The following is an 18324-nucleotide window of genomic DNA, read 5'->3' on the forward strand; positions in this document are numbered from 1 at the left end:
GAGCGAGCGGCGGGATTCAGGCCGGGATGAGTTCGAGCGGCAGTCGCTCAAGGCAGTGGATGATGTTGTTCAGAGCCCACTCGGGTGTGCCGGTCACCTCGATGCGGTCGACACGTTCGAGCAGGGCGTGGAGGATCGCGGAGGTCTCCATGCGGGCCAGGCCCTGGCCGGCGCAGCCGTGGGTGCCCTGTCCGAAGCCGAGTTGGCGGGCGGCGTCCCGGCGGATGTCGAACGTGTCCGGGTCGTCCCACTCCAGCGGGTCGCGGTTGGCGGAGCCGTACAGGACTAGTACCCGGGAGCCCTCGGCGAGGGGGACGCCCGCCAGTTCCGTGTCGCGCGCGGCGATGCGGCCGAAGGCACGGATCGGGGATTCGTAGCGGACGACCTCGTTGACCGCCTTCGGGACGAGGCCGGGGTCCGCCTTCAGCAGGCGCCACTGTTCGGGGTGGGTGGCGAACAGGTGCAGAGCGCTGGATATGGCGCTGATCGTGGTGTCCAGGGAGGGCGCCAGGTAGTCGAGCATCATGGTGGCGCACTCGGCCGGCATGATCCGGCCCTCCTCGGAGGCGCGCAGCAGGTCGTCCCCCATGCTGCCGTCCAGCACGGACCGGTCGCGCACGACACCGCGGGCGTAGCGCAGCATGCCGAGGGACGCGGGAAGGGCGCGGACCGCTTGGCGGTTGAACGGGCCCAGCGCGTCGAAGGCGGCGCCCGCCCAGCGCAGCAGGTGCTCACGGCCCTGCTGAGGCCAGCCGACCAGGTCGGGGACGACCGACATCGGCAGCGCCGTGGCGACCTCCACCGCATCGACCGTGCGCCGCGCCACGGCTGCCTCGACCACCGCGGCCGCCTGCTGCTCGACCGTGTCCTTCATCGCGCGCAGTGCCCTGGGGGTCAGGCGGTGCGCGAGAAGGGAACGGCGGCGGGCGTGCTCCTCGCCGTCACTGCACAGCGTGGTGCCCTGGCCCACACGGTTGGCGACGGGGTTGAGGCCGACGCCGCCCGAGGAGACGAAGGTGTCGTCGTCCAGCAGTACCTGCTTGCACTCGGCGTACCGCGGCAGCGCGTAGACCTTGTGCTTGCTGAGCCGGACCACGGGGCCGAGGTCGCGCAGCGCGGCGTAGTGCGGATAGGTGTCGCGGATGGCCGACGCCGCATACAGGTCGGGGTGGTAGACGGGAATCTCCGTACGTACGGGCATGCGGAAGCCCTCCTGAAGGAGCTGCGAAAGAGCGGAGGCAAGAAGGTGGGGTGGAGCGAGCTGGTCCGTGGGCGGCTGCCGGCGTGCAGACCCGGTGAGTGCCCGCGCCGTCGGCGCAACAACGCCGTAATGACGAAATACTCAAGCTTGATGGAATGCGTCGTCAAGGGTTGCGGCAGAGAAAAACGATGAACTCATCAGAACTGCGGGATCTCTCCACACTCCGCGGCGCCGCTACAGGACGGAGGGAGACTCCGAGGGCCCGGCGTGGTGCTCCTCGCCCAGCTCGGCCCAGACCGTCTTGCCCTGCCGGGCATGACGCGTACCCCAGCGCTCGGCGAGCTGGGCGACGAGCAGCAGGCCGCGTCCGCCTTCGTCGAAGGCACGGGCCCGGCGCAGGTGGGGGGTGGTGCTGCCGGCGTCGGACACCTCGCACAGCAGGGAGGAGTCACGGATGAGACGCAGACGGATGGGCGGACGGCCGTAGCGGATGGCGTTGGTGACCAGTTCGCTGACCACCAGTTCGGCGACGAAGCCGAGGTCCTCCAGTCCCCAGGCAGCCAGCTGCCGGGCGACGCTCGCACGGGCCCGGGCGACGGCCGCCGGGTCGGCTTCCACGTCCCAGCCGGCGACCTGGCCGTCCCCGAGGGCGCGGGTGCGGGCCAGCAGCAGGGCGACATCGTCGTGCGGCCGGCCTGCCGCGGGCAGCAATGCCTGGAGCACGCTGTCGCAGGTGGCCTCCAGGCCCGCGGAGGGTTGTGTGAGGGCCTGGCACAGGAGCGTGACGCCTGCGTCGACATCGCGGTCGCGGGCTTCGACCAGGCCGTCGGTGTACAGGGCGAGGAGGCTGCCTTCGGGCAGCTCGATCTCCGCTGCCTCGAACGGCAGGCCTCCCAGGCCCAGCGGGGGGCCGGGAGGAATGTTCAGGAGCTCGACGGTGCCGTCGGCGCTCACCACCGCGGGCAGCGGGTGTCCCGCGCGGGCCAGGGAGCAGCGGCCGTCGACAGGGTCGTAGACGGCGTACAGGCAGGTGGCGCCGATGTCCCCGGCCGTCTCGGTGTCGGGGTCGGCCGAGGCCTCGGCGGACAGGCGGATGACGACGTCGTCCAGGTGTGTCAGCAGTTCCTCGGGAGGCAGGTCGACGTCGGCGAGGGTGCGGACCGCGGTCCGCAGGCGCCCCATGGTGGCGGCGGCGTGGATGCCGTGGCCGACGACGTCGCCCACCACCAGGGCGACCCGGGCACCGGACAGCGGGATCACGTCGTACCAGTCGCCGCCCGCCCCGGCCTCGGCACCGGCGGGCAGGTAGCGGCAGGCGACATCGACGGCGGCCTGCTCCGCCGTACGCCGTGGCAGCAGACTGCGCTGGAGAGTGAGGGCCGTGGCCCGGGCGTGTGTGTAGCGGCGGGCGTTGTCGATGGCCACGGCCGCCCTGGCCGCGATCTCCTGGGCGAGGAACAGATCCTCGTCGTCGTAGGGAAGCGGGGTGCGGTGACGGCCGAACCGCGCGACGCCGAGCGTGGCGCCGCGTGCGCTCAGCGGCACGACCAGCGTCGAGCGGGCAGCACGGGCGCCGAAGGTGTCGGCCGGATCTGTCGGCGTCGCCGCGTGCCGGGAGGGCCGGCCGTTGGTCAGGGCGCGAGCCGTGGCCGAGTCCTCCGGACAGGTGTGGCGCTCCCCCACCCGAGTCGTCGGCTCCTGACCGCCTTGCGCCGTCGACGTCTGCGCGACCCGGTGCAGTACGAGCGGGTCCGGCGCCTCGGTGCCGTTCCCGTGCACCACGGAGTCGAGCAGGTCGACGGTGACGACGTCGGCGAAGTGGTCGAGGGCGAGGTCGGCCAGTTCCTGGGCGGTGCGCACGATGTCCAGCGTGGTCCCGATGCGCAGACCGGCGTCGTTCACCAAGGACAGACGCCACCGCAGTCGCCGGTCCCGCTCCTCCTGGAACGCCGTGACGCCCTGCTCGGAGGCGTCGTCCACGTATCCGTTCGCCATCACGAGCAACAGGCGCGATGCCGAGCTGACCAACTCCGCGTCCTTGGTCAGCCGCGGCATTTCGGCAAGCAGTCTGTCCAGGACCACGCCCTGACCGAGCCGGAAGGCCCGCAACAACGCGGTGACCGGCGCGCCGTGTCCGGCCAGTCGACGGGCGCGTTCCAGTTCGGCGGCCGGCGCGTCGATCTCGCCCGGGTCGATGCCGAGTTCCAGTCCGGTCAGTACGCCGACGACATGCTCGGCGATGTTCTCGGACGTCATGCGGACGAGATCCTGATTGCTCCACAGGTCGGGAACCTCACGCCGCAGGCATCGCACCACGTCGGCGATCACCTCGTCCGCCTTCGACCCGAGGTCGCCGGCGACACGGGACACGAGGGATGCCGCCGTGTACTCCACACTGTCGACGGTACGCCCCGCAGGAGGCGCGTGAACGGTCGAGCACCGGCGGCTGCCCGTGTCCGACTGGCGGCCCCCGGACCGTCAGCCGGCGGCGATCGCCACCCCCGCGTACGCAACGGCCATAAGAGCGAGTACCGCGGCGGGCAGCGCTCGCCCGGGCGGGTCGCCATGGCGCAGGTGGACCACCGCGGCGGCCACCATGAGCACAGTCAGCCCGGCAGCGGCGGCCACCCCCAGCGGGACCGTGGCCAGTCCGAGCAGCAGTCCGGCGACTCCGGCGGTCTCCAGCACGCCGATCACTCGGTAGAGGCCCGGCGACATGCCGAGGTGGGCTGCCGCCTGACGCATGAACGGCACCGCGGCGATCTTCGCCAGCCCCAGGGGGAGGAAGATCAGCGACAGCGCGACGGCGAGGACGGTCTGTGCGGTGCTCATGCCGATCGGTCCCTGCGTTCAGCACCCAGGCGGGCGTAGTGGTCGATGAGCTCAGGGGCGTCCACGGCGGCCGGGTTGACGACCTGATCGACCGGGGCGCCCTGGAGGAGGCGTTTGACGGGCACTTCGAGCTTCTTGCCGGTGCGGGTGTGCGGGATCCCCGGTACTTCGAGGATGTCGTCGGGGACGTGGCGGGGTGAGACCCCGGTCCGGATCGCCTCCTTGATCTTCTCGTCGAGCGAGTCGTCCAGCGTCACGCCGGCGGCGAGGACCACGAACAGCGGCATCCAGTAGCCGCCGTCCGGCTCCTCCGCACCGATGACCAGGGCCTCGACGATCTCGGGAAGGCGCTCGACGGCGTCGTGGATGTCAGCGCTGCCCAGGCGCACACCGTTGCGGTTCAGCGTGCTGTCGGACCGGCCGTGCACGATCACCGAGCCGTGTCCCGTGACCGTGATCCAGTCGCCGTGCCGCCACACTCCTGGGAAGGAGGAGAAGTAGGCCTCCCGGTAGCGGGTGCCTTCGGGGTCGTTCCAGAAGTACAGCGGCATCGACGGCATCGGGCGGGTGACGACCAGCTCGCCGACCCGGTCCACGACGGGGAAGCCCTCGGCGTCGTATGCCGCCAACGCCACGCCCAGCTGGGGCGCAGACAACTCCCCCGCCCACACCGGCGTGTTGGGCGCGCTGCCCGCGAAGCCCGACACCACGTCCGTCCCGCCGCTTATGGACGCCAGCAACACGCGGTCACCGACGTGGTCACGGACCCAGGGATAGGCGGAGGCGGGCAGGGCGGAGCCGGTGCAGCCGACGACCCGGATGGACGACAGGTCGTGGACCGAGGGATCGATGCCGAACTTGGCCATGCCCAGGAGGTATTGGGGGCTGGTGCCGAACACGGTCACGCGGTGGCGGGCGGCCAGCTTCCACAGGGTGTCGGGCTGGGCGAGGGGGGCCGGGCTGCCGTCGTAGGTGCAGGTGGTCGCGCCGGCCAGAAGGGTGGAGGCGACCAGGTTCCACATCATCCAGTGAGTGGTGGTGTACCAGAGCAGTCGATCGCCGGGACCGAGGTCCGAGTGCAGGCCGAGAGTCTTGAGGTGTTCGAGGAGAACGCCGCCGTGGCCGTGGACGATGCCCTTGGGCAGGCCGGTGGTGCCTGAGGAGAACACGACCCACAGCGGGTGGTCGAACGGCACGGGGGTGCAGGCGAGTTTCTCGGTGCGGGTGGCCGCGTCCTCCCACGGAATCACCAGTGACGGGTACGCCCGCGAGGGCCAGGGCAGGCTAACGTGGTCCACCAGCAGCGTCGCCTTCAACGTGGGCAGCGCACCGGCGAGTTCGAGGGCGGCGTGGCGGCGGTCGTGGGTGGTGCCGTTGAAGAGGTAGCCGTCGGCGGCGATCAGCACGGTGGGCTGCAGCTGGGCGAAGCGGTCGGCGGCGGCCTTGGGGGCGTAGTCCTGTCCGCACACCGACCACACGGCGCCCAGGCTCGCGGCGGCGAGGAACGCGACGATCGCGTGCGGGGTGTTGGGCAGGTAGCCCACCACCCGGTCCCCCTTGCCGACGCCCAGATCGCGCAAGGTCGCGGCGACGGAGGCGACCTGGGCACGTAGGCGGCTCGCGGTCACCTCGTAGCAGGAGCCGGTCTCGTCGAGGGCGATGATCGCCACGGCGTCGTCGGCGAGGTTGCGCAGGGCGTGGTGGGCGTAGTTGAGCGTGGCACCGGGAAACCACCGGGCGCCGGGCATCCGCTCCTCCACCAGGACACGCTCGTACGGGGTGTCCGCGTCGATGTCGAAGTACTCCCACACCGCCGCCCAGAAGCCCTCCAGGTCGGTGACCGACCAGCGGTGCAGGGTGGCGTAGTCGGAGCCGGCCATCCCGGCGTGACGGGCGAAGTCCATGATGTTGCTGTCCGCGACGGCCTTCGGATCAGGCGTCGTGAAAGGGCTGGGCACGGTCATGGTGTGGCGCTCCTCAGCAGGCTTCTGCCGGCGGTTCGTCGGAGACGGTGGGGGCTGCTCGTGGTGTGCAGGAGGGACGCCCAGTCGGGGCTTCCGGTGAAGTCGCGGCCGCCGGTGGGGACGACGTCCATGACGACGCGGTCAGGGCGCAGCAGGACGGCCTCCGCGCGGCCGGCGCGCAGCCAGGCGGCGAGGGTGCCGTCGGCGCCGAGACCGGTGACGGGGATCGCCCGGGTGCCGAGTGCGCGGGCGAGGGCGTTCAGCGAGGGCGAGGGATCGGCCGTGGTCAGGAGGGCGAAGGAGTCGCCGAGCACGTCGTCAAGGCGGGTGCGCCGTCCGTCGGCGGTGATCCATGGTTGGGGGCAGAGCATTCCCGCAAGTCCCTTGCGGAGGCGGCGGCGTACGAGGGGTCCCGTGGTCAGGGGCGGGCTGAGGTCGCGGCCGGCCAGTTCGGTCAGGCCGGGTATGCGGCAGGCCGCGGCCAGGGCCCTGCGGCGTATCGCCGCGGCACTGTCCTGGCCGCCGGTCATGGCCCAGCCCATGGCGACCGCGAGCCGGATCATATGCCGGGCATGCGGCTTGCGTTCACTCTCGTACGTGTCCAGCATCCGCTCGGAACCGCCCTGTTGAAGGACTCGGGCGAGCTTCCAGGTGAGGTTGTAGGCGTCCCGCAGGCCCGCGCACATCCCCTGCCCGATGAACGGCGGGGTGAGGTGGGCGGCATCGCCGAGCAGGAAGATCCGGCCGCTGCGCCACCGGTCGGCGATCTGCGCCCGGAAGGTGTACTGCGCCTCGCGGATGATCTCGAAGTCCCCCTCGTGCGACGGCGGCAGCCACGGAGCGACCAACTCGCGGACCGGCTGGGCCGCGCCCTCGCGCAGCCGGAACTCCCAGCGGTAACGGTCCTCACCGATGCGCGCGAAGGTCGCCGGCTGGTCCGGGTCACAGACCTGGTCGACCCCCTCCCAGGAGCGCACGTCGGCTGTCGTGCGGACGTCGATGACGGTCCAGCGTTCCTCGAAGCGCAGGTCCTCCCATACGGCGCCGATCGCCTCGCGGGTGAGGCTGTTCGCCCCGTCGCAGCCGAGCACCGCCTCGGCCCACAGGTGATGCTCACCGTCGTCGTCCCGATACGTCACGCGCACAGGGCCCGCGGTGTCCGGGCCGATGCCGGTGACCTCCGCTCCGCGGCGAAGTTCGCATTCCGGGTGCCTGGCCAGGGCGTCGCGCAGCACCCGCTCCAGCTCGGGCTGGTCGAACATGCTGGTCTGCGGGTAGCCGTGCAGGCCGTGCGCGGTGCGCCGGAACTCGGCCATCACCCGGTGCCGGGCGTCCAGCAGCCGCAGGCCGTTCGCCGGGCGGGCCATCGTGGCGAACTCCTCCCCCACGCCCGCGGCCTGGAGGATCCTGCGCACCTCGTCGTCAATGGCTGCGGCACGCGGAAGCGGGTAAATGTCCTTGTGGCGCTCCAGGACGACACTGCGGACTCCACGCCGGGCCAGGAGGAGGGCGGCGGTCACGCCCACAGGCCCGGCGCCGACGATCACCACGGGTACGTCTGCCCCGTTACGTTCGAAGATCATGTGCTTCGGGTCTCATTTCGCGTCCGTGACGGGGGTGCGCTGCTCGCCGAGGTCGATCCGGCCGTCCGGGGTCGCGATCGTCGCTGTGATCACGTCGCCCGGGCTGAGGTAGTGCGGGTTCTTCGCCTGGCTCTTGAAGAACGCCTTCCATTTCACGGCGGGCGGCAGCAGCGCGCCGATCTTCTCGACCGGCTTCGGCGGGGCCTTGAGTGCCGTACCACCGGGCGTCCCGGTGAGCAGCACGTCGCCGGGGTCCAGCGTCTGGAAGCGCGCCAGGAGGGTCAGGGCCTGGGGCGGGCGGACGATCATGTCGGCGAGTGTGCGGTCCTGGCGCAGCTCACCGTTGACGGACAACTTCAGCCGCAGGTCGAGGAGATGGACGAAGTCCTCCGGCTCGAGCAGGGCCAGGTAGGGCCCGGTCGGCGTGAAGGTCGGGTACGACTTGCTCTCGTAGAACTGCGTCTTGGTCAGCTGGATCTCCCGGGCGCTGACGTCGTTCGTGATCACCAGCCCGGCGACGTACGTCGGCAGGTCCCGCTCCTCGACCTCGGTGCCGACGGGCAGCGACGCCCCCATGACCAGGCCGAGTTCGATCTCGTAGTCGAGGAACCTGACGTGGGAGGGCCGTACGACGGCCTCGCCGGGGCCGCTGACCGAGCCGGACGCCTTGCGGAAGAAGGCGGGCGGTATGTCCCCGGTGAAGCCCGAATCACGGGCGTGACTGCGGTAGTTGACCATCTGGGCCACTACCCGGCAGGGGGTGGTGACCGGTGAGAGGGCGGCCAGGTCGGCGACGGGGGTGCCCGGGTCGGACGACTGTGCCGCCTCCTTTACGGCGTCTCGGTCGGCGATCAGCTCGGCGGTGGTCACGGCCTTGGTGTCGACCGGGACGGCCCGGTCGCCGCGGACCACCCACCAGCCGTCGGCGGTGCGCAGGACGTTGGTGCTCATGTCAGTACCTTCGTGAGGGGGTGGAGGTTCAGGACCTGGCGGCCTTGAGCAGGCCCCGCAGGCGCGCGGGGTCCATCTCGTTGTCACCGCGCAGGGCCTCGACGACGTCCCGGATCCGCTGCGGGGAGGGGCTGGCGCCGAGGAAGTCGCGCGTGGCGGGCGGGCCCCACTGAGCCAGGCCGCTGGTGGACATGGGTGCCCAGCCGGGCTCGACGTCGTGGGAGAACAGGTCGCCGTCGGCGAAGTGCTCCAGCATGAAGTGGTCGGGATCGCGCCAGTAGTCGAACAGCTGGCTGCCCTGGATGTGCCGGCCGATGCCCCAACTGCGCTGGTAGCCGCGTTCGTTGAGGTACTCGCCGCCCGCAGCGATCGAGTCCAGGTCGGTCACCTGGTAGGCGGAGTGGACATAACCCGTCCCCGGCCCCAGGTGCATCGCCAGCGTGTGATGATCGGCCGGCACACCGCCCAGGTCGCAGCGGATGAACGCCATCGTCGGGCCCCGGTCGCGCTGCCCGTCCAGGAACAGGAAGTCGGACACGATCATGCCGAGGGTGTCCAGGTACCAGTCCAGCGCCCGCGCGAACATCCGTGTCTCCAGCACCAGATGACCCAGCCGTTGGATCCGGGACGGCTCGCGCGGCGGGCGCTGCGCGGTGTTCGTACGACGGTGAGCGGTGCCGAAGTTGAGGAGCAGCGGCTGCTGCTCGGGCAGGGCCGACAACTGTTCGCCGCAGTGCACCACCCGCACCGGGAAGCCGGACGGGTCGAGCAGATCGACCACCGTGCCACCGCCGGGCACGTCCACGCCCCGCACGTCGGACCCGGTGGCCCTCGCCAGCCGCTCCAGGTCGGACCGCTCGGCCGCCCGGAACGCCGGGCCGATGAACCGGGAGGTCCGCCCGCGCCGGATCACCATGCAGGGCGAGCCGGCGAAGGTGCCGCGCAGCCACAGCTCGCGCTCCGTGCGCGCCGCGACCCCGAACCCGAAGTCCCGCGCGAAGACCTCGGCGCGGTCCAGGTCGGGCTTCTCGAACTCCAGCCAGGCCAGGTCGGCCACCTTGATCACGGGGTTCCGGGAACGGCCCGGGTGCTCACCGCGCAGGGCGCCCTGTTCGCTGTGCAAGTCCTGGTGGGCGGTCTTGACATCGGCCCCGAGATTGCGGGTTTCAGACATGGTGCCCTCCGAGCGACTTCGCCATAATGAGGAAATCATCAAGGTTGACTGCATCGTCGTCAAGGGGCTACCCCAAGTAAATGATGATTTCATCAGAGCTGCAGTCATCATCGACCGCGCGGCTAGACTCTCTGCATGCCTAGCCCAGCCCCCTCCAGCAACCGGTTCGAGCGGCGCCGCGCCGTGACCCGTCGCGCGCTCATTCGCGCCGCCCGGCAGATACTCGCCGAGAGCGGCGACACCAGCGCCAGCATCCAGGCGATCGCCGAACGCGCCGACGTCGGCTTCGGCTCCTTCTACAACCACTTCGACTCCAAGACGGAGCTCTTCGAGGCGGCGGTGGTGGACGCCCTGGAGGAGTTCGGCCAGAACTTCGACCAGCACCTGACCGGGATCGACGACCCGGCGGAACTCGTCGCGTCCGGCTTTAGGCTCAGCGCGCGCATGGCCGACTCCCACCCGGAGCTGATGCAGGTCCTGCGCCGCCGCGGTCTCGGCCACATCCACTCGGACAACGGCCTGGCGCGCCGGGCCCTTCGCGACCTCCAGGCCGGTCTGGAGGCCGGCCGCTTCACCCCCGTCGACCCGGCGGTCGCCCTGTCCGCACTCGGCGGAACCCTGCTCTCCTTGGCGGAGCTGAGATTCGCCCGCCCCGACCTGGACGGTGACCAGGCCGCGATCGACCTCGCCGAGATGGTCCTGCGCATGCTGGGCGTGCCCCCGTCCGAGGCGCACGAAGTTGCCCGGCGCCCCCTCCCTGACACCGCCGCACAGGCCGCCCCCAGTCGGTGAGCGGCGGGCTCGGCCCGGGGGGCGCCGAGCGGCCGACCACGCCGACCCGATCGCGTCCTGCGCGGGTTGTGTACGGCGCGGTTGCGTAGGACCGGCGCGCAGGTGCAGCCCCTCGGGAGCGGTGGGCCGCGGCGGGACGGGGCGCGCCAAGGCCGCGTCCGCCGTGCCCGCCATATCCGCCGACCCGCCATGCCCGCCGTACCCGGCCGCGCCTTCAGCGCAGGGAGCGACCCGCCCAGGATGCGGTGGTGGCTTCTGGTCGGTCCGATGCCACCGCAGGTGCGCTGTTCGGCACGGTCCGGCAGGCGCCGGAGCCGACGCTCTCGGCGGCCGGCGCCGCGATCGGCCTGATCGCAGTGGCCCGGCCCGGCCGCTGCGCGCGCAGCGCCGGAGACCTCGCCTCCCTGGCGTTGGAGGGCATCGGAGTGACCATCGCGCCCCGACCGGCGGCCGACGCGATCACCCCGGACGACCACGCCGACTGCGTCCTGCGTCTCGACGACCCTCAGGCGCTCCAGCCCCTGGCCCTCGCTCAGGAGGGGTGACGGGTCGCTTGACCCCAGACCCATCAAACTTGATAGTTCTCTCAATGCGTCCATGCGGTCAGCTCCCCCGCCGACCCAGTTCTCACTGAGGCCCCATGACCACCACCCCCCACACTGACGCCGTGGCGCCCGTCGCCACCGGACGCGCCGGAACCCGCGGCGTGCTGTTCGCGATGTGCCTGTCGCTCGTCCTGGTCGTCGCGTCCGTCTCCGCTCTCAACCTCGCCCTGCCCGACCTGGCCATCGACCTGTCGGCCTCCAACGGGGCACTGACCTGGATCGCCGATGCCTACACCGTCACCCTGGCCGCCCTCGTGCTGCCGCTCGGCGCGATCGGCGACCGCCTCGGACGCCGCAACGTGCTCATCGTCGGCACGGTCGTCTTCGGCGCCGCGTCCCTGGCCGCCTCGTTCGCGGACTCCACGAACACGCTGATCGCCTGGCGTGCCGTCATGGGCCTCGGCGCCGCCATGATCATGCCGGGAACGCTGTCGACGATCACCGCGGCCTTCCCGCCCGAGCAGCGCGCCAAGGGAGTGGCCACCTGGTCCGGCTTCGCGGCGGCCGGCGCGATCATCGGCATGCTCGCCGCCGGGGCCCTGCTGGAACAGTTCTCCTGGCGCTCGATCTTCGTCGCCAGCGCCGCAGCCGCCCTGGCCGCCGCGCTCGCCGCCACCCTGCTTGCCCCCAACACCAAGGACGCGCACCCGCACCGCCCCGATGTCGCCGGAGCGATCACCACTGCCGTGGCCATCGGCACCCTGGTCTTCGCCATCATCGAGGGCAACGAGCAGGGCTGGACGCAACCCGTGGTGATCGGCGCCTTCGTCGTCACGGCGGCTTCCTTCGCCGCCTACGCCTTCCTCGGCCTGCACACCGAACACCCGCTGCTGGACCCGGCCCTGTTCGGCATCCCGGGCTTCAGGGCGGGCGCCATCACCGTCCTGGTGCAGTTCATGGCCGTCTTCGGCTTCTTCTTCGTCGGCCTGCAGTACCTGCAACTCATCCTGGGCTACAGCCCGTTGAAAGCCGCCGTCGCCCTTGTCCCGGTCGCGCTGGCGGTGCTTCCCACCTCCATGGCCACCCCGCACCTGGTCCACCGGGTCGGCATGAAGGCGGTCATGTCCGTCGGCCTGTTCCTGCTCGCCGTGGGACTGTTCGCCATCTCCTTCCTCGGCGTCGACTCCGGCTACCTGCCCTTCCTCGGCGGCCTGGTCCTGGCGGGCTTCGGCATCGGCCTGAGCGGCGCCGTCGGCACGGCCGCCATCACGGGCTCTCTCGGCCGGGGGCAGCAGGGCGTTGCCTCCGCCATGAACGACACAACCCGCGAAGTCGGTTCGGCGATCGGTATCGCCCTCATGGGCTCGATCTACGGAAGCCACTACCGCTCCTCCCTGCCCGACGCAGTCGACCGGCTCCCCGCCGAAGCCGCCGAGTCCGTACGCCACTCGGCAGCCGCCGGTCTCCACGTCGCCGACCAGCTCGGCGGACGGGGCGCGGCCCTCGCCGAGGGCGTCAAGAGCGCCTTCATGGACGGCCTGTCCGCTTCCCTGATCGCCATGACCGTCGTCGTGGCCGCCGCAGCGATCGGCGCCCTGCTGCGCGCACCGAAGACCCCGCCGGCGGCCGACTGACCCCCTGCGGCACCAAGGTCAGTGGGTACGGATACGCACCCACTGACCTTGGTCTGCGCGGCGACGTGACCGAGGCGCGGCACAAGTCGCGCCAGGCGTGAATCGCCGGTCCTGCACGGGCAACAGGCCGCCGCGCGGGCACAGTATGCGCGGACGCGGTCCGTTCGACGTCTCAGGCCACATGACCGTTACGCCCAAGGACCTGCACTTGACAGGATCATCTTATCGGTAACAGTGTATCCACTATGAGCATCTGGTCTGAGCCGCAGCCCGATTCCCGGTTCGTCGTGGTGGATGGACTGCAGATCCACTACAAACGCGCGGGACGCGGCCCGGCACTCGTGCTGCTGCACGGCAGCGCTTCGTCGCTTCAGCACTTCGACCGCGCGGCGGCCCTGCTGTCGGAGTCGTTCGACGTCATCCGCCCCGACCTGCCCGGGTGCGGGCTGACAGGCCCTCGCCCGGACCGCGACTACCGCGTCCCGGCCTATGCAGCGACGGTGGCGGACTTCCTGGAGGCACTGAGGGTGCCGCGCTACGCGGTGGCGGGCAACTCACTGGGCGGCAACATCGCCTGGAACCTCGCGCTGGACCACCCGGAGCGGGTGACCGGCCTGGTGCTGGTCAATGCCACCGGATACCCGGAGAAAGAGGTACCGGCAGGCATGCGCCTGACCCGCAACCCGCTGCTGCGCCCCTTGCTGCGGCGAGTGATGCCGCGCGGCGCGATCGAGCGCAACCTGCGCGCGAACGTCGGCCCGCAGTCGACGATCGTGGACGACGCCATGGTGGACCGCGCCCACCAGCTCATGAACCGCCCCGGGAACCGTTCGGCCTTCGTCGACTTCTGCAACACCGACCAGCCCGACCGCAGCGCCCGGATCCCCCACATCGCCGTACCCACGCTCGTACTGCGCAGCGCGGGCATCGGCGGCCAGCACTTCACCCGCGACATCCCCGGCGCCGGGGAGCTCGTGCACCCGCACGGCGGTCATCTGCTTCCCGAGGAGGAGCCCCAGTGGGTCTCGGACGCGATCGCGCAGTTCCTCCGCTCCTCCGCCGACACCCCCACACTCTGAGGCCAAGGAGGCCCGTCCCATGAAGTACTTCGTCGCACAGGGCGAGGACCGACAGCTCACCGCCGCATCGCGGCAAGCCCTGCGTGGCAGTTTTGTCGAACTCTCCGACGGCGTCACGCACTACGAACTGAAGGGCCCCGAGGACGGGGAACTGGTCGTGATGGCGGGTGGACTGACCATCCCGCTCTTCTACTGGGACGACCTCGTCACCGAGTTGAACGCCCGCGGCCTGCGCACTCTGACCTGCAGCGCGTACGGCCGCGGCTACTCGGACCGGGTGCGGGCGCGCTACGACGAAACCCTCTTCACCCGACAGCTGGCCGAGTTGACCGAACGGCTCGGCTTGTCGACGCGCCCGCTGCACCTCGTCGGCACTTCCATGGGTGCGCTCGTCGCCATGACCTACGCCGCCCAGCACCGCTCGTCGGTGTCCACCCTGACCATCGTCGGACCCGCCGGTCTCGCGAAACCGCGGTCCACCTCCCCTCACCGGCTCCTGCGCAACGATCTGCTGGCCGGTGTCGTCGCCCGGCGGCGCGGCCGCCAGATCCTCCAGGGACACCTCGGGCACAACGTCCGCGACCCTCGACTCGGCGCGAAACTCACGGACATGGTCCTCGACGCCTTCCGCTTCGAGGGTTCGCTGTACGCGGTCTTCGACACGCTGCAGCACCTGCCGGTCTCCGGACGGGACGACCTCTTCCGGAAGACGGGTGCACTGGGCATTCCCACGCTGCTCCTGTGGGGCGACGAGGACAACGTCACGCCGCTGGACCACCTCGACACGGCTCGCGCCCTGCTGACACCACGGCATCAGCACGTGATTCCCCAGTGCGGGCACATGGCCCCGTTCGAACGTCCGCGCCCGGTGGCCGATCAGCTCGTCCCGTTCGTGGCCGCACGCGCCGAAAGGCTCGACTCATGAAGCACCCCCGGGTCATCGACGTGCTGGTCATCGGCGCGGGACCCTCGGGCTCCGCCGTGGCGATCGACCTCGTACGGCGGGGACTCGACGTGCGCGTGGTCGACCGGTCTCCCCATGCCTTCGAGGGCTCCCGCGCCAAGGGCGTCCAGCCCCGCAGCCTCGAAGTCCTCGATGACCTCGGTGCCCTCAAGGAGGTGCTGGCCGGCGGCAGCACCTACCCCAAGCTCGGGATCCGTGCGGGCCCGCTCGCCGTGCCCTGGAAGATGTTCACCCACCGGGAGGCGACCCCGGACGTCCCGTACCCGAACACCTGGCTGATCCCCCAGTTCCGCACGGACCGCGCGCTGCACGCCCGGCTCAGCGAGCTCGGCCGGGAGATCGAGTTCGGCAGGGAACTGACCGAGCTGACGCAGGACGAGGACACGGTGGTCGCCACGGTGGCGGACGCGGACGGCACGGAGGAGATCGCCGCCCGCTACGTCGTAGGCGCTGACGGTGGTTCCAGTGTGGTGCGCAAGCAGCTCGGCATCGGGTTCGTCGGCACCACGGACGAAAGCGACCGGATGCTCATCGTCGATGCCTCGGTGACGGGGCTGGCCCGTAACCGGTGGCACATGTGGCCCGGCCGGGGCGGCAAGTTCATCGGCGCCTGCCCTCTCCCCCACAGCGACATGTTCCAGTGGATGATCCGCCTGGGACCGGACGAAGAGCCGCCCGTGAAGACGGACGACATCCTCCGGCGCATCCACTCCCACACCCGCGACCGACGCATCCACCTGCACGACATCCACTGGACGTCGGTGTTCCGGCCCAACATCCGGCTGGCGAAGAGCTACGGGAGAGGGCGCGTCTTCCTCGTCGGAGACGCAGCGCACGTCCACACCCCGGCCGGCGCCCAGGGCCTGAACACCGGCGTACAGGACGGCTACAACCTCGGCTGGAAGATCAGTCAGGTCCTCGCCGGCGCCGATCCTGCGCTGCTGGACACCTACGAGGCCGAACGGCAGCCGATCGCCGCCGGGGTCCTCGGCCTGTCCACCGACAAGTGGGGAGGCATCGCCAAGCTCGACCCGTCGAGCATGAAGCGGGGCAAGGACGAGCAACAACTCGCCCTGACCTACTACGGCGGCCCGCTCGCCCCCGCCGGCGGCATGCGAACCTCGACGCTCCGCGTGGGCGACCGCGCCCCGGACGCGGAACTGCGCCACGCCGACGGGACCGGGACCCGGCTGTTCGACGTCTGCCGCGGGCCGCACTTCACCGCCCTGGCCTACGGCGCCGGTGCCGCCCGCGCACTCGGAGCGCTCGCCTGGCCGACGGACGGCGCTCAGCTGAAGCGGCTGACGGTCGGGACGACCGCCGCCGACGGTCTCACCCTCGCCGACCCGGAGAACACGCTGAAGGGTGCGTACGGCCTGGACGGCGACGCGCTGCTGCTGATCCGTCCCGACGGCTACATCGGGCACATCGCCACCCGGGACTTCCTCACCACCACACAATCCGCCGCGCGGGCAATGACGCCCTGAGCAAGGAGCCGCACCATGTCCCAGCAGAGCCGCACCACCCCCGGTTCGAGGGCGGGCGCATGAGCCGCGTACTGCTGCGCGGGGCGCAGGTCATCACGATGACGCCGGGCCACCCCGACGCCGAGCACGCCGATGTCCTCGTCGACGGCGACCGCATCGCCGACATCGGCGACACCATCGAGGCGCCCGACGCCGAAGTCGTCGACTTCTCCGGCCGTATCGTCATCCCCGGCCTGGTCAACGCGCACCTGCACACCTGGCAGACCGCACTGCGCTCCGCAGGCGCCGACTGGACGCTGATGGAGTACCTCACCCACCTCCACGGCGAGTGCGTCGGGCACTACACCCCGGCCGACATGCACATCAGCAACCTCGCCGGCGCGCTGACCCAACTCGACTGCGGTACGACCACCGTGGGCGACTGGTGCCACAACGTCCTGTCGCCCGAGCACGCGGACGCGGCCGTGGAGGGTCTTGTCCAGGCCGGTGTCCGTGCCGTCTTCCTGCACGGGACGCCCTACCGCGCACCGAACATCCCCCACCCGCTCGCCGAGATCGACCGGCTGCTCGACGGGCCCGTGCGCGAACATGCCCTCCTCACCCTGGGCATGGCGCTCCAGGGGCCGCAGTACTCGTCCGTCGAGACCGCGGTGGCCGATTTCCGGGCCGGCGCGGAGCGCGGCCTCGTCGTCTCGATGCACCAGAGCGGCGGAGAACCCTCACCCGGCTGGGAAGCCGTGCGCGACGCCGGACTGTTCAGTCCTCTGACCAACATCGTGCACGGGATCGACCTCCCCGACGACTGGCTGAAGACGCTCATCGAAGCGGGCGTCACCTTCACCACCACCCCGGAGAACGAACTCGGCCAGGGACACGGCACACCCATCACCGGGTCCCTGCTGCGCCTGGACGCGGCGCCCTCCCTGGGGACCGACATCGACACCGCCGTACCCGGCAAGGTCCTCACCGCGGCCCGCATCGCCCTGGCCCACCAGCGCAGCCTGGACCACGCCCGGCACCGACAGGCGACCGGCATGCACGCCGGCACCGCCTCGGTCACCGCCAAACAGGCACTGGCCTGGGCCACGGTGGAAGGGGCGAAGGCGCTGGGCCTGGCCGACCGGGTGGGCCGGATCGAGGTGGGTATGCAGGCGGACCTGGTCGCCGTCGACGCCCGGGCACTCAACCTGTGGCCGGCCCACGACCCGGTCGCCACGGCCCTGCACGCCGATATCGCCAACATCGAAGCGGTGATGGTCGCCGGCGTCTGGCGCAAGCGCGATCACGCGTTGCTCACGTCCCGGCTCGACGAGGTCAAGGACCAGCTCCGCGAGTCCGGAGAGCGGCTGCTGCGCAGCATCGGGCCCGCAGGCCCTCAGGACGCCTGAGCCGACGGCGCTTCCCGCGCCCCTCACTCGTGTGCGCTGAGTGCCCGGTGCTCGGCCAGCACGTCCAAGCCGAAGTCCGAGGTCAGGTCACGCCACACCGAGTGGGCGTGGTTGGCGTGGCGTTGGGTGTTGTCGTACTCGATCAGGAGGCGGGGATCCCGCACCAGGTCGAGGGCGGTGTCGTAGGCATCGGCGAGGAACTCCGGTGCCCGTCCGGTGTAGAGGGCTACGAGCCGGCGCAGCAGGTGCCGCTGGTCTTGGCTCAGGTCGCGTCCGCTGATGCCTCTGGGTGGAATCGTGATGACCACGCGCGCGCGGTCGCTCTCGGTGTACCCGCTGCCCGCCTCCGCTCGGCGGTCGATGTCGTCGACGACCCGGTCCAGTTCGGGATCCTCGAACTCCCCCCCCCCGCCACATCCTGCATGAGCATCATCCTGTCGCGGAGGGGGGAAGCAGGGCTTGCCGGAGCTGGTCCGCGTCGAGGCTGCGGGCCAGTTGGCGCGCGGTGTCCTCGGGGCTCTGGAGGGGGTGCAGGGTGCCTCCGAGCAGTTCGGTCGTGGCGGGGTCGGCGCCGATGAAGCACGGGGTGGTGGAGACGAGCCGGCCGGCGACGACGAGGCGGCTCAGGGAGATGTGGTGGCCGCCGAGTCGCTAGGCCCAGATGCGATAGTCGGGCGGCCGAAGATCCGGAGCCCGTACAGGCCGGGGTCCCGTCCGCGCTGCCGGGCCC

Annotated in this window: 16 protein-coding genes; 7 read left to right on the top strand and 9 right to left on the bottom strand. The window is 71.0% G+C overall.

The annotated features are described in order from the left end of the window. Positions 1-16: 16 nt before the first annotated feature. The 7 genes from AQI94_RS33045 to AQI94_RS33075 all read right to left on the bottom strand — a co-directional run bounded on the left by AQI94_RS33045 (position 17) and on the right by AQI94_RS33075 (position 9705). Positions 17-1201: a cytochrome P450 gene (locus tag AQI94_RS33045; protein ID WP_031055824.1), complete on the bottom strand. Its 1185-nt coding sequence runs from the start codon at positions 1199-1201 to the stop codon at positions 17-19. A gap of 234 nt (positions 1202-1435) precedes the next feature. Next, positions 1436-3595, bottom strand: a complete 2160-nt coding sequence (locus tag AQI94_RS33050; RefSeq protein WP_037944934.1) for a SpoIIE family protein phosphatase — start codon at positions 3593-3595, stop codon at positions 1436-1438. A gap of 84 nt (positions 3596-3679) precedes the next feature. Further along, positions 3680-4033: a DoxX family protein gene (locus AQI94_RS33055; RefSeq protein ID WP_031055817.1), complete on the bottom strand. Its 354-nt coding sequence runs from the start codon at positions 4031-4033 to the stop codon at positions 3680-3682. Further along, a complete protein-coding gene (locus AQI94_RS33060; RefSeq protein ID WP_031055815.1) occupies positions 4030-5997 on the bottom strand; it encodes an acetoacetate--CoA ligase in 1968 nt (655 codons plus the stop codon). The genes AQI94_RS33055 and AQI94_RS33060 overlap by 4 nt, the downstream gene beginning before the upstream one ends. Further along, positions 5994-7580 (bottom strand): bifunctional 3-(3-hydroxy-phenyl)propionate/3-hydroxycinnamic acid hydroxylase MhpA, encoded by a 1587-nt coding sequence (gene mhpA / locus AQI94_RS33065; protein WP_031055814.1) that lies wholly within the window; start codon positions 7578-7580, stop codon positions 5994-5996. The genes AQI94_RS33060 and mhpA overlap by 4 nt, the downstream gene beginning before the upstream one ends. Positions 7581-7592: 12 nt before the next feature. Then, positions 7593-8531 carry a fumarylacetoacetate hydrolase family protein gene (locus tag AQI94_RS33070; protein ID WP_031055812.1) on the bottom strand — a complete coding sequence of 313 codons (939 nt, stop codon included), beginning with the start codon at positions 8529-8531 and terminating at the stop codon, positions 7593-7595. Between the two features lie 28 nt (positions 8532-8559). Next, the gene (locus tag AQI94_RS33075; RefSeq protein WP_031055810.1) at positions 8560-9705 is read right to left on the bottom strand and encodes a VOC family protein; all 1146 of its coding nucleotides are present in this window, start codon (positions 9703-9705) and stop codon (positions 8560-8562) included. Positions 9706-9840: 135 nt separating this feature from the next. On the opposite strand from AQI94_RS33075, the gene AQI94_RS33080 reads away from it, so the two are divergent. The 7 genes from AQI94_RS33080 to AQI94_RS33110 all read left to right on the top strand — a co-directional run bounded on the left by AQI94_RS33080 (position 9841) and on the right by AQI94_RS33110 (position 17594). After that, positions 9841-10497: a TetR/AcrR family transcriptional regulator gene (locus AQI94_RS33080; RefSeq protein WP_031055808.1), complete on the top strand. Its 657-nt coding sequence runs from the start codon at positions 9841-9843 to the stop codon at positions 10495-10497. A 248-nt stretch (positions 10498-10745) separates the two neighbouring features. Continuing rightward, entirely contained in the window at positions 10746-11042 is a 297-nt protein-coding gene (locus AQI94_RS46060) for a hypothetical protein (protein WP_031055805.1), read from the top strand. A 95-nt stretch (positions 11043-11137) separates the two neighbouring features. Beyond that, positions 11138-12676 (top strand): MFS transporter, encoded by a 1539-nt coding sequence (locus AQI94_RS33090; RefSeq protein WP_031055802.1) that lies wholly within the window; start codon positions 11138-11140, stop codon positions 12674-12676. A gap of 245 nt (positions 12677-12921) precedes the next feature. After that, positions 12922-13755, top strand: a complete 834-nt coding sequence (locus AQI94_RS33095) for an alpha/beta fold hydrolase (RefSeq protein WP_031055800.1) — start codon at positions 12922-12924, stop codon at positions 13753-13755. Between the two features lie 19 nt (positions 13756-13774). Beyond that, positions 13775-14680, top strand: a complete 906-nt coding sequence (locus AQI94_RS33100) for an alpha/beta fold hydrolase (RefSeq protein ID WP_031055798.1) — start codon at positions 13775-13777, stop codon at positions 14678-14680. Next, positions 14677-16206 (top strand): FAD-dependent oxidoreductase, encoded by a 1530-nt coding sequence (locus AQI94_RS33105; protein ID WP_031055795.1) that lies wholly within the window; start codon positions 14677-14679, stop codon positions 16204-16206. The genes AQI94_RS33100 and AQI94_RS33105 overlap by 4 nt, the downstream gene beginning before the upstream one ends. Before the next feature lie 59 nt (positions 16207-16265). Continuing rightward, positions 16266-17594, top strand: coding sequence for an amidohydrolase family protein (locus AQI94_RS33110; RefSeq protein ID WP_037944932.1), 1329 nt, complete (start codon positions 16266-16268; stop codon positions 17592-17594). 23 nt (positions 17595-17617) lie between these two features. Here AQI94_RS33110 and AQI94_RS33115 read toward each other — a convergent pair whose 3' ends face one another. Both AQI94_RS33115 and AQI94_RS46665 read right to left on the bottom strand, forming a co-directional pair. After that, on the bottom strand, positions 17618-17902 hold the full coding sequence (locus AQI94_RS33115; protein ID WP_051832750.1) for a DUF3500 domain-containing protein: 285 nt from the start codon (positions 17900-17902) through the stop codon (positions 17618-17620). A 121-nt stretch (positions 17903-18023) separates the two neighbouring features. Continuing rightward, positions 18024-18227: a DUF3500 domain-containing protein gene (locus AQI94_RS46665; RefSeq protein ID WP_078902891.1), complete on the bottom strand. Its 204-nt coding sequence runs from the start codon at positions 18225-18227 to the stop codon at positions 18024-18026. Between the last annotated feature and the right edge of the window lie 97 nt (positions 18228-18324).

Origin of the sequence: Streptomyces pseudovenezuelae (assembly GCF_001513955.1) — a bacterium.
Lineage (GTDB): Bacteria > Actinomycetota > Actinomycetes > Streptomycetales > Streptomycetaceae > Streptomyces > Streptomyces pseudovenezuelae.

What these genes read in the sequence shown, in the direction of transcription:
- AQI94_RS33045 (WP_031055824.1), bottom strand. Translation starts at nt 1,201, where the DNA reads ATGCCCGTACGTACGGAGATTCCCGTCTACCACCCCGACCTGTATGCG.
- AQI94_RS33055 (WP_031055817.1), bottom strand. Translation starts at nt 4,033, where the DNA reads ATGAGCACCGCACAGACCGTCCTCGCCGTCGCGCTGTCGCTGATCTTC.
- AQI94_RS33060 (WP_031055815.1), bottom strand. Translation starts at nt 5,997, where the DNA reads ATGACCGTGCCCAGCCCTTTCACGACGCCTGATCCGAAGGCCGTCGCG.
- mhpA (WP_031055814.1), bottom strand. Translation starts at nt 7,580, where the DNA reads ATGATCTTCGAACGTAACGGGGCAGACGTACCCGTGGTGATCGTCGGC.
- AQI94_RS33070 (WP_031055812.1), bottom strand. Translation starts at nt 8,531, where the DNA reads ATGAGCACCAACGTCCTGCGCACCGCCGACGGCTGGTGGGTGGTCCGC.
- AQI94_RS33075 (WP_031055810.1), bottom strand. Translation starts at nt 9,705, where the DNA reads ATGTCTGAAACCCGCAATCTCGGGGCCGATGTCAAGACCGCCCACCAG.
- AQI94_RS33080 (WP_031055808.1), top strand. Translation starts at nt 9,841, where the DNA reads ATGCCTAGCCCAGCCCCCTCCAGCAACCGGTTCGAGCGGCGCCGCGCC.
- AQI94_RS33090 (WP_031055802.1), top strand. Translation starts at nt 11,138, where the DNA reads ATGACCACCACCCCCCACACTGACGCCGTGGCGCCCGTCGCCACCGGA.
- AQI94_RS33095 (WP_031055800.1), top strand. Translation starts at nt 12,922, where the DNA reads ATGAGCATCTGGTCTGAGCCGCAGCCCGATTCCCGGTTCGTCGTGGTG.
- AQI94_RS33100 (WP_031055798.1), top strand. Translation starts at nt 13,775, where the DNA reads ATGAAGTACTTCGTCGCACAGGGCGAGGACCGACAGCTCACCGCCGCA.
- AQI94_RS33105 (WP_031055795.1), top strand. Translation starts at nt 14,677, where the DNA reads ATGAAGCACCCCCGGGTCATCGACGTGCTGGTCATCGGCGCGGGACCC.
- AQI94_RS33110 (WP_037944932.1), top strand. Translation starts at nt 16,266, where the DNA reads ATGAGCCGCGTACTGCTGCGCGGGGCGCAGGTCATCACGATGACGCCG.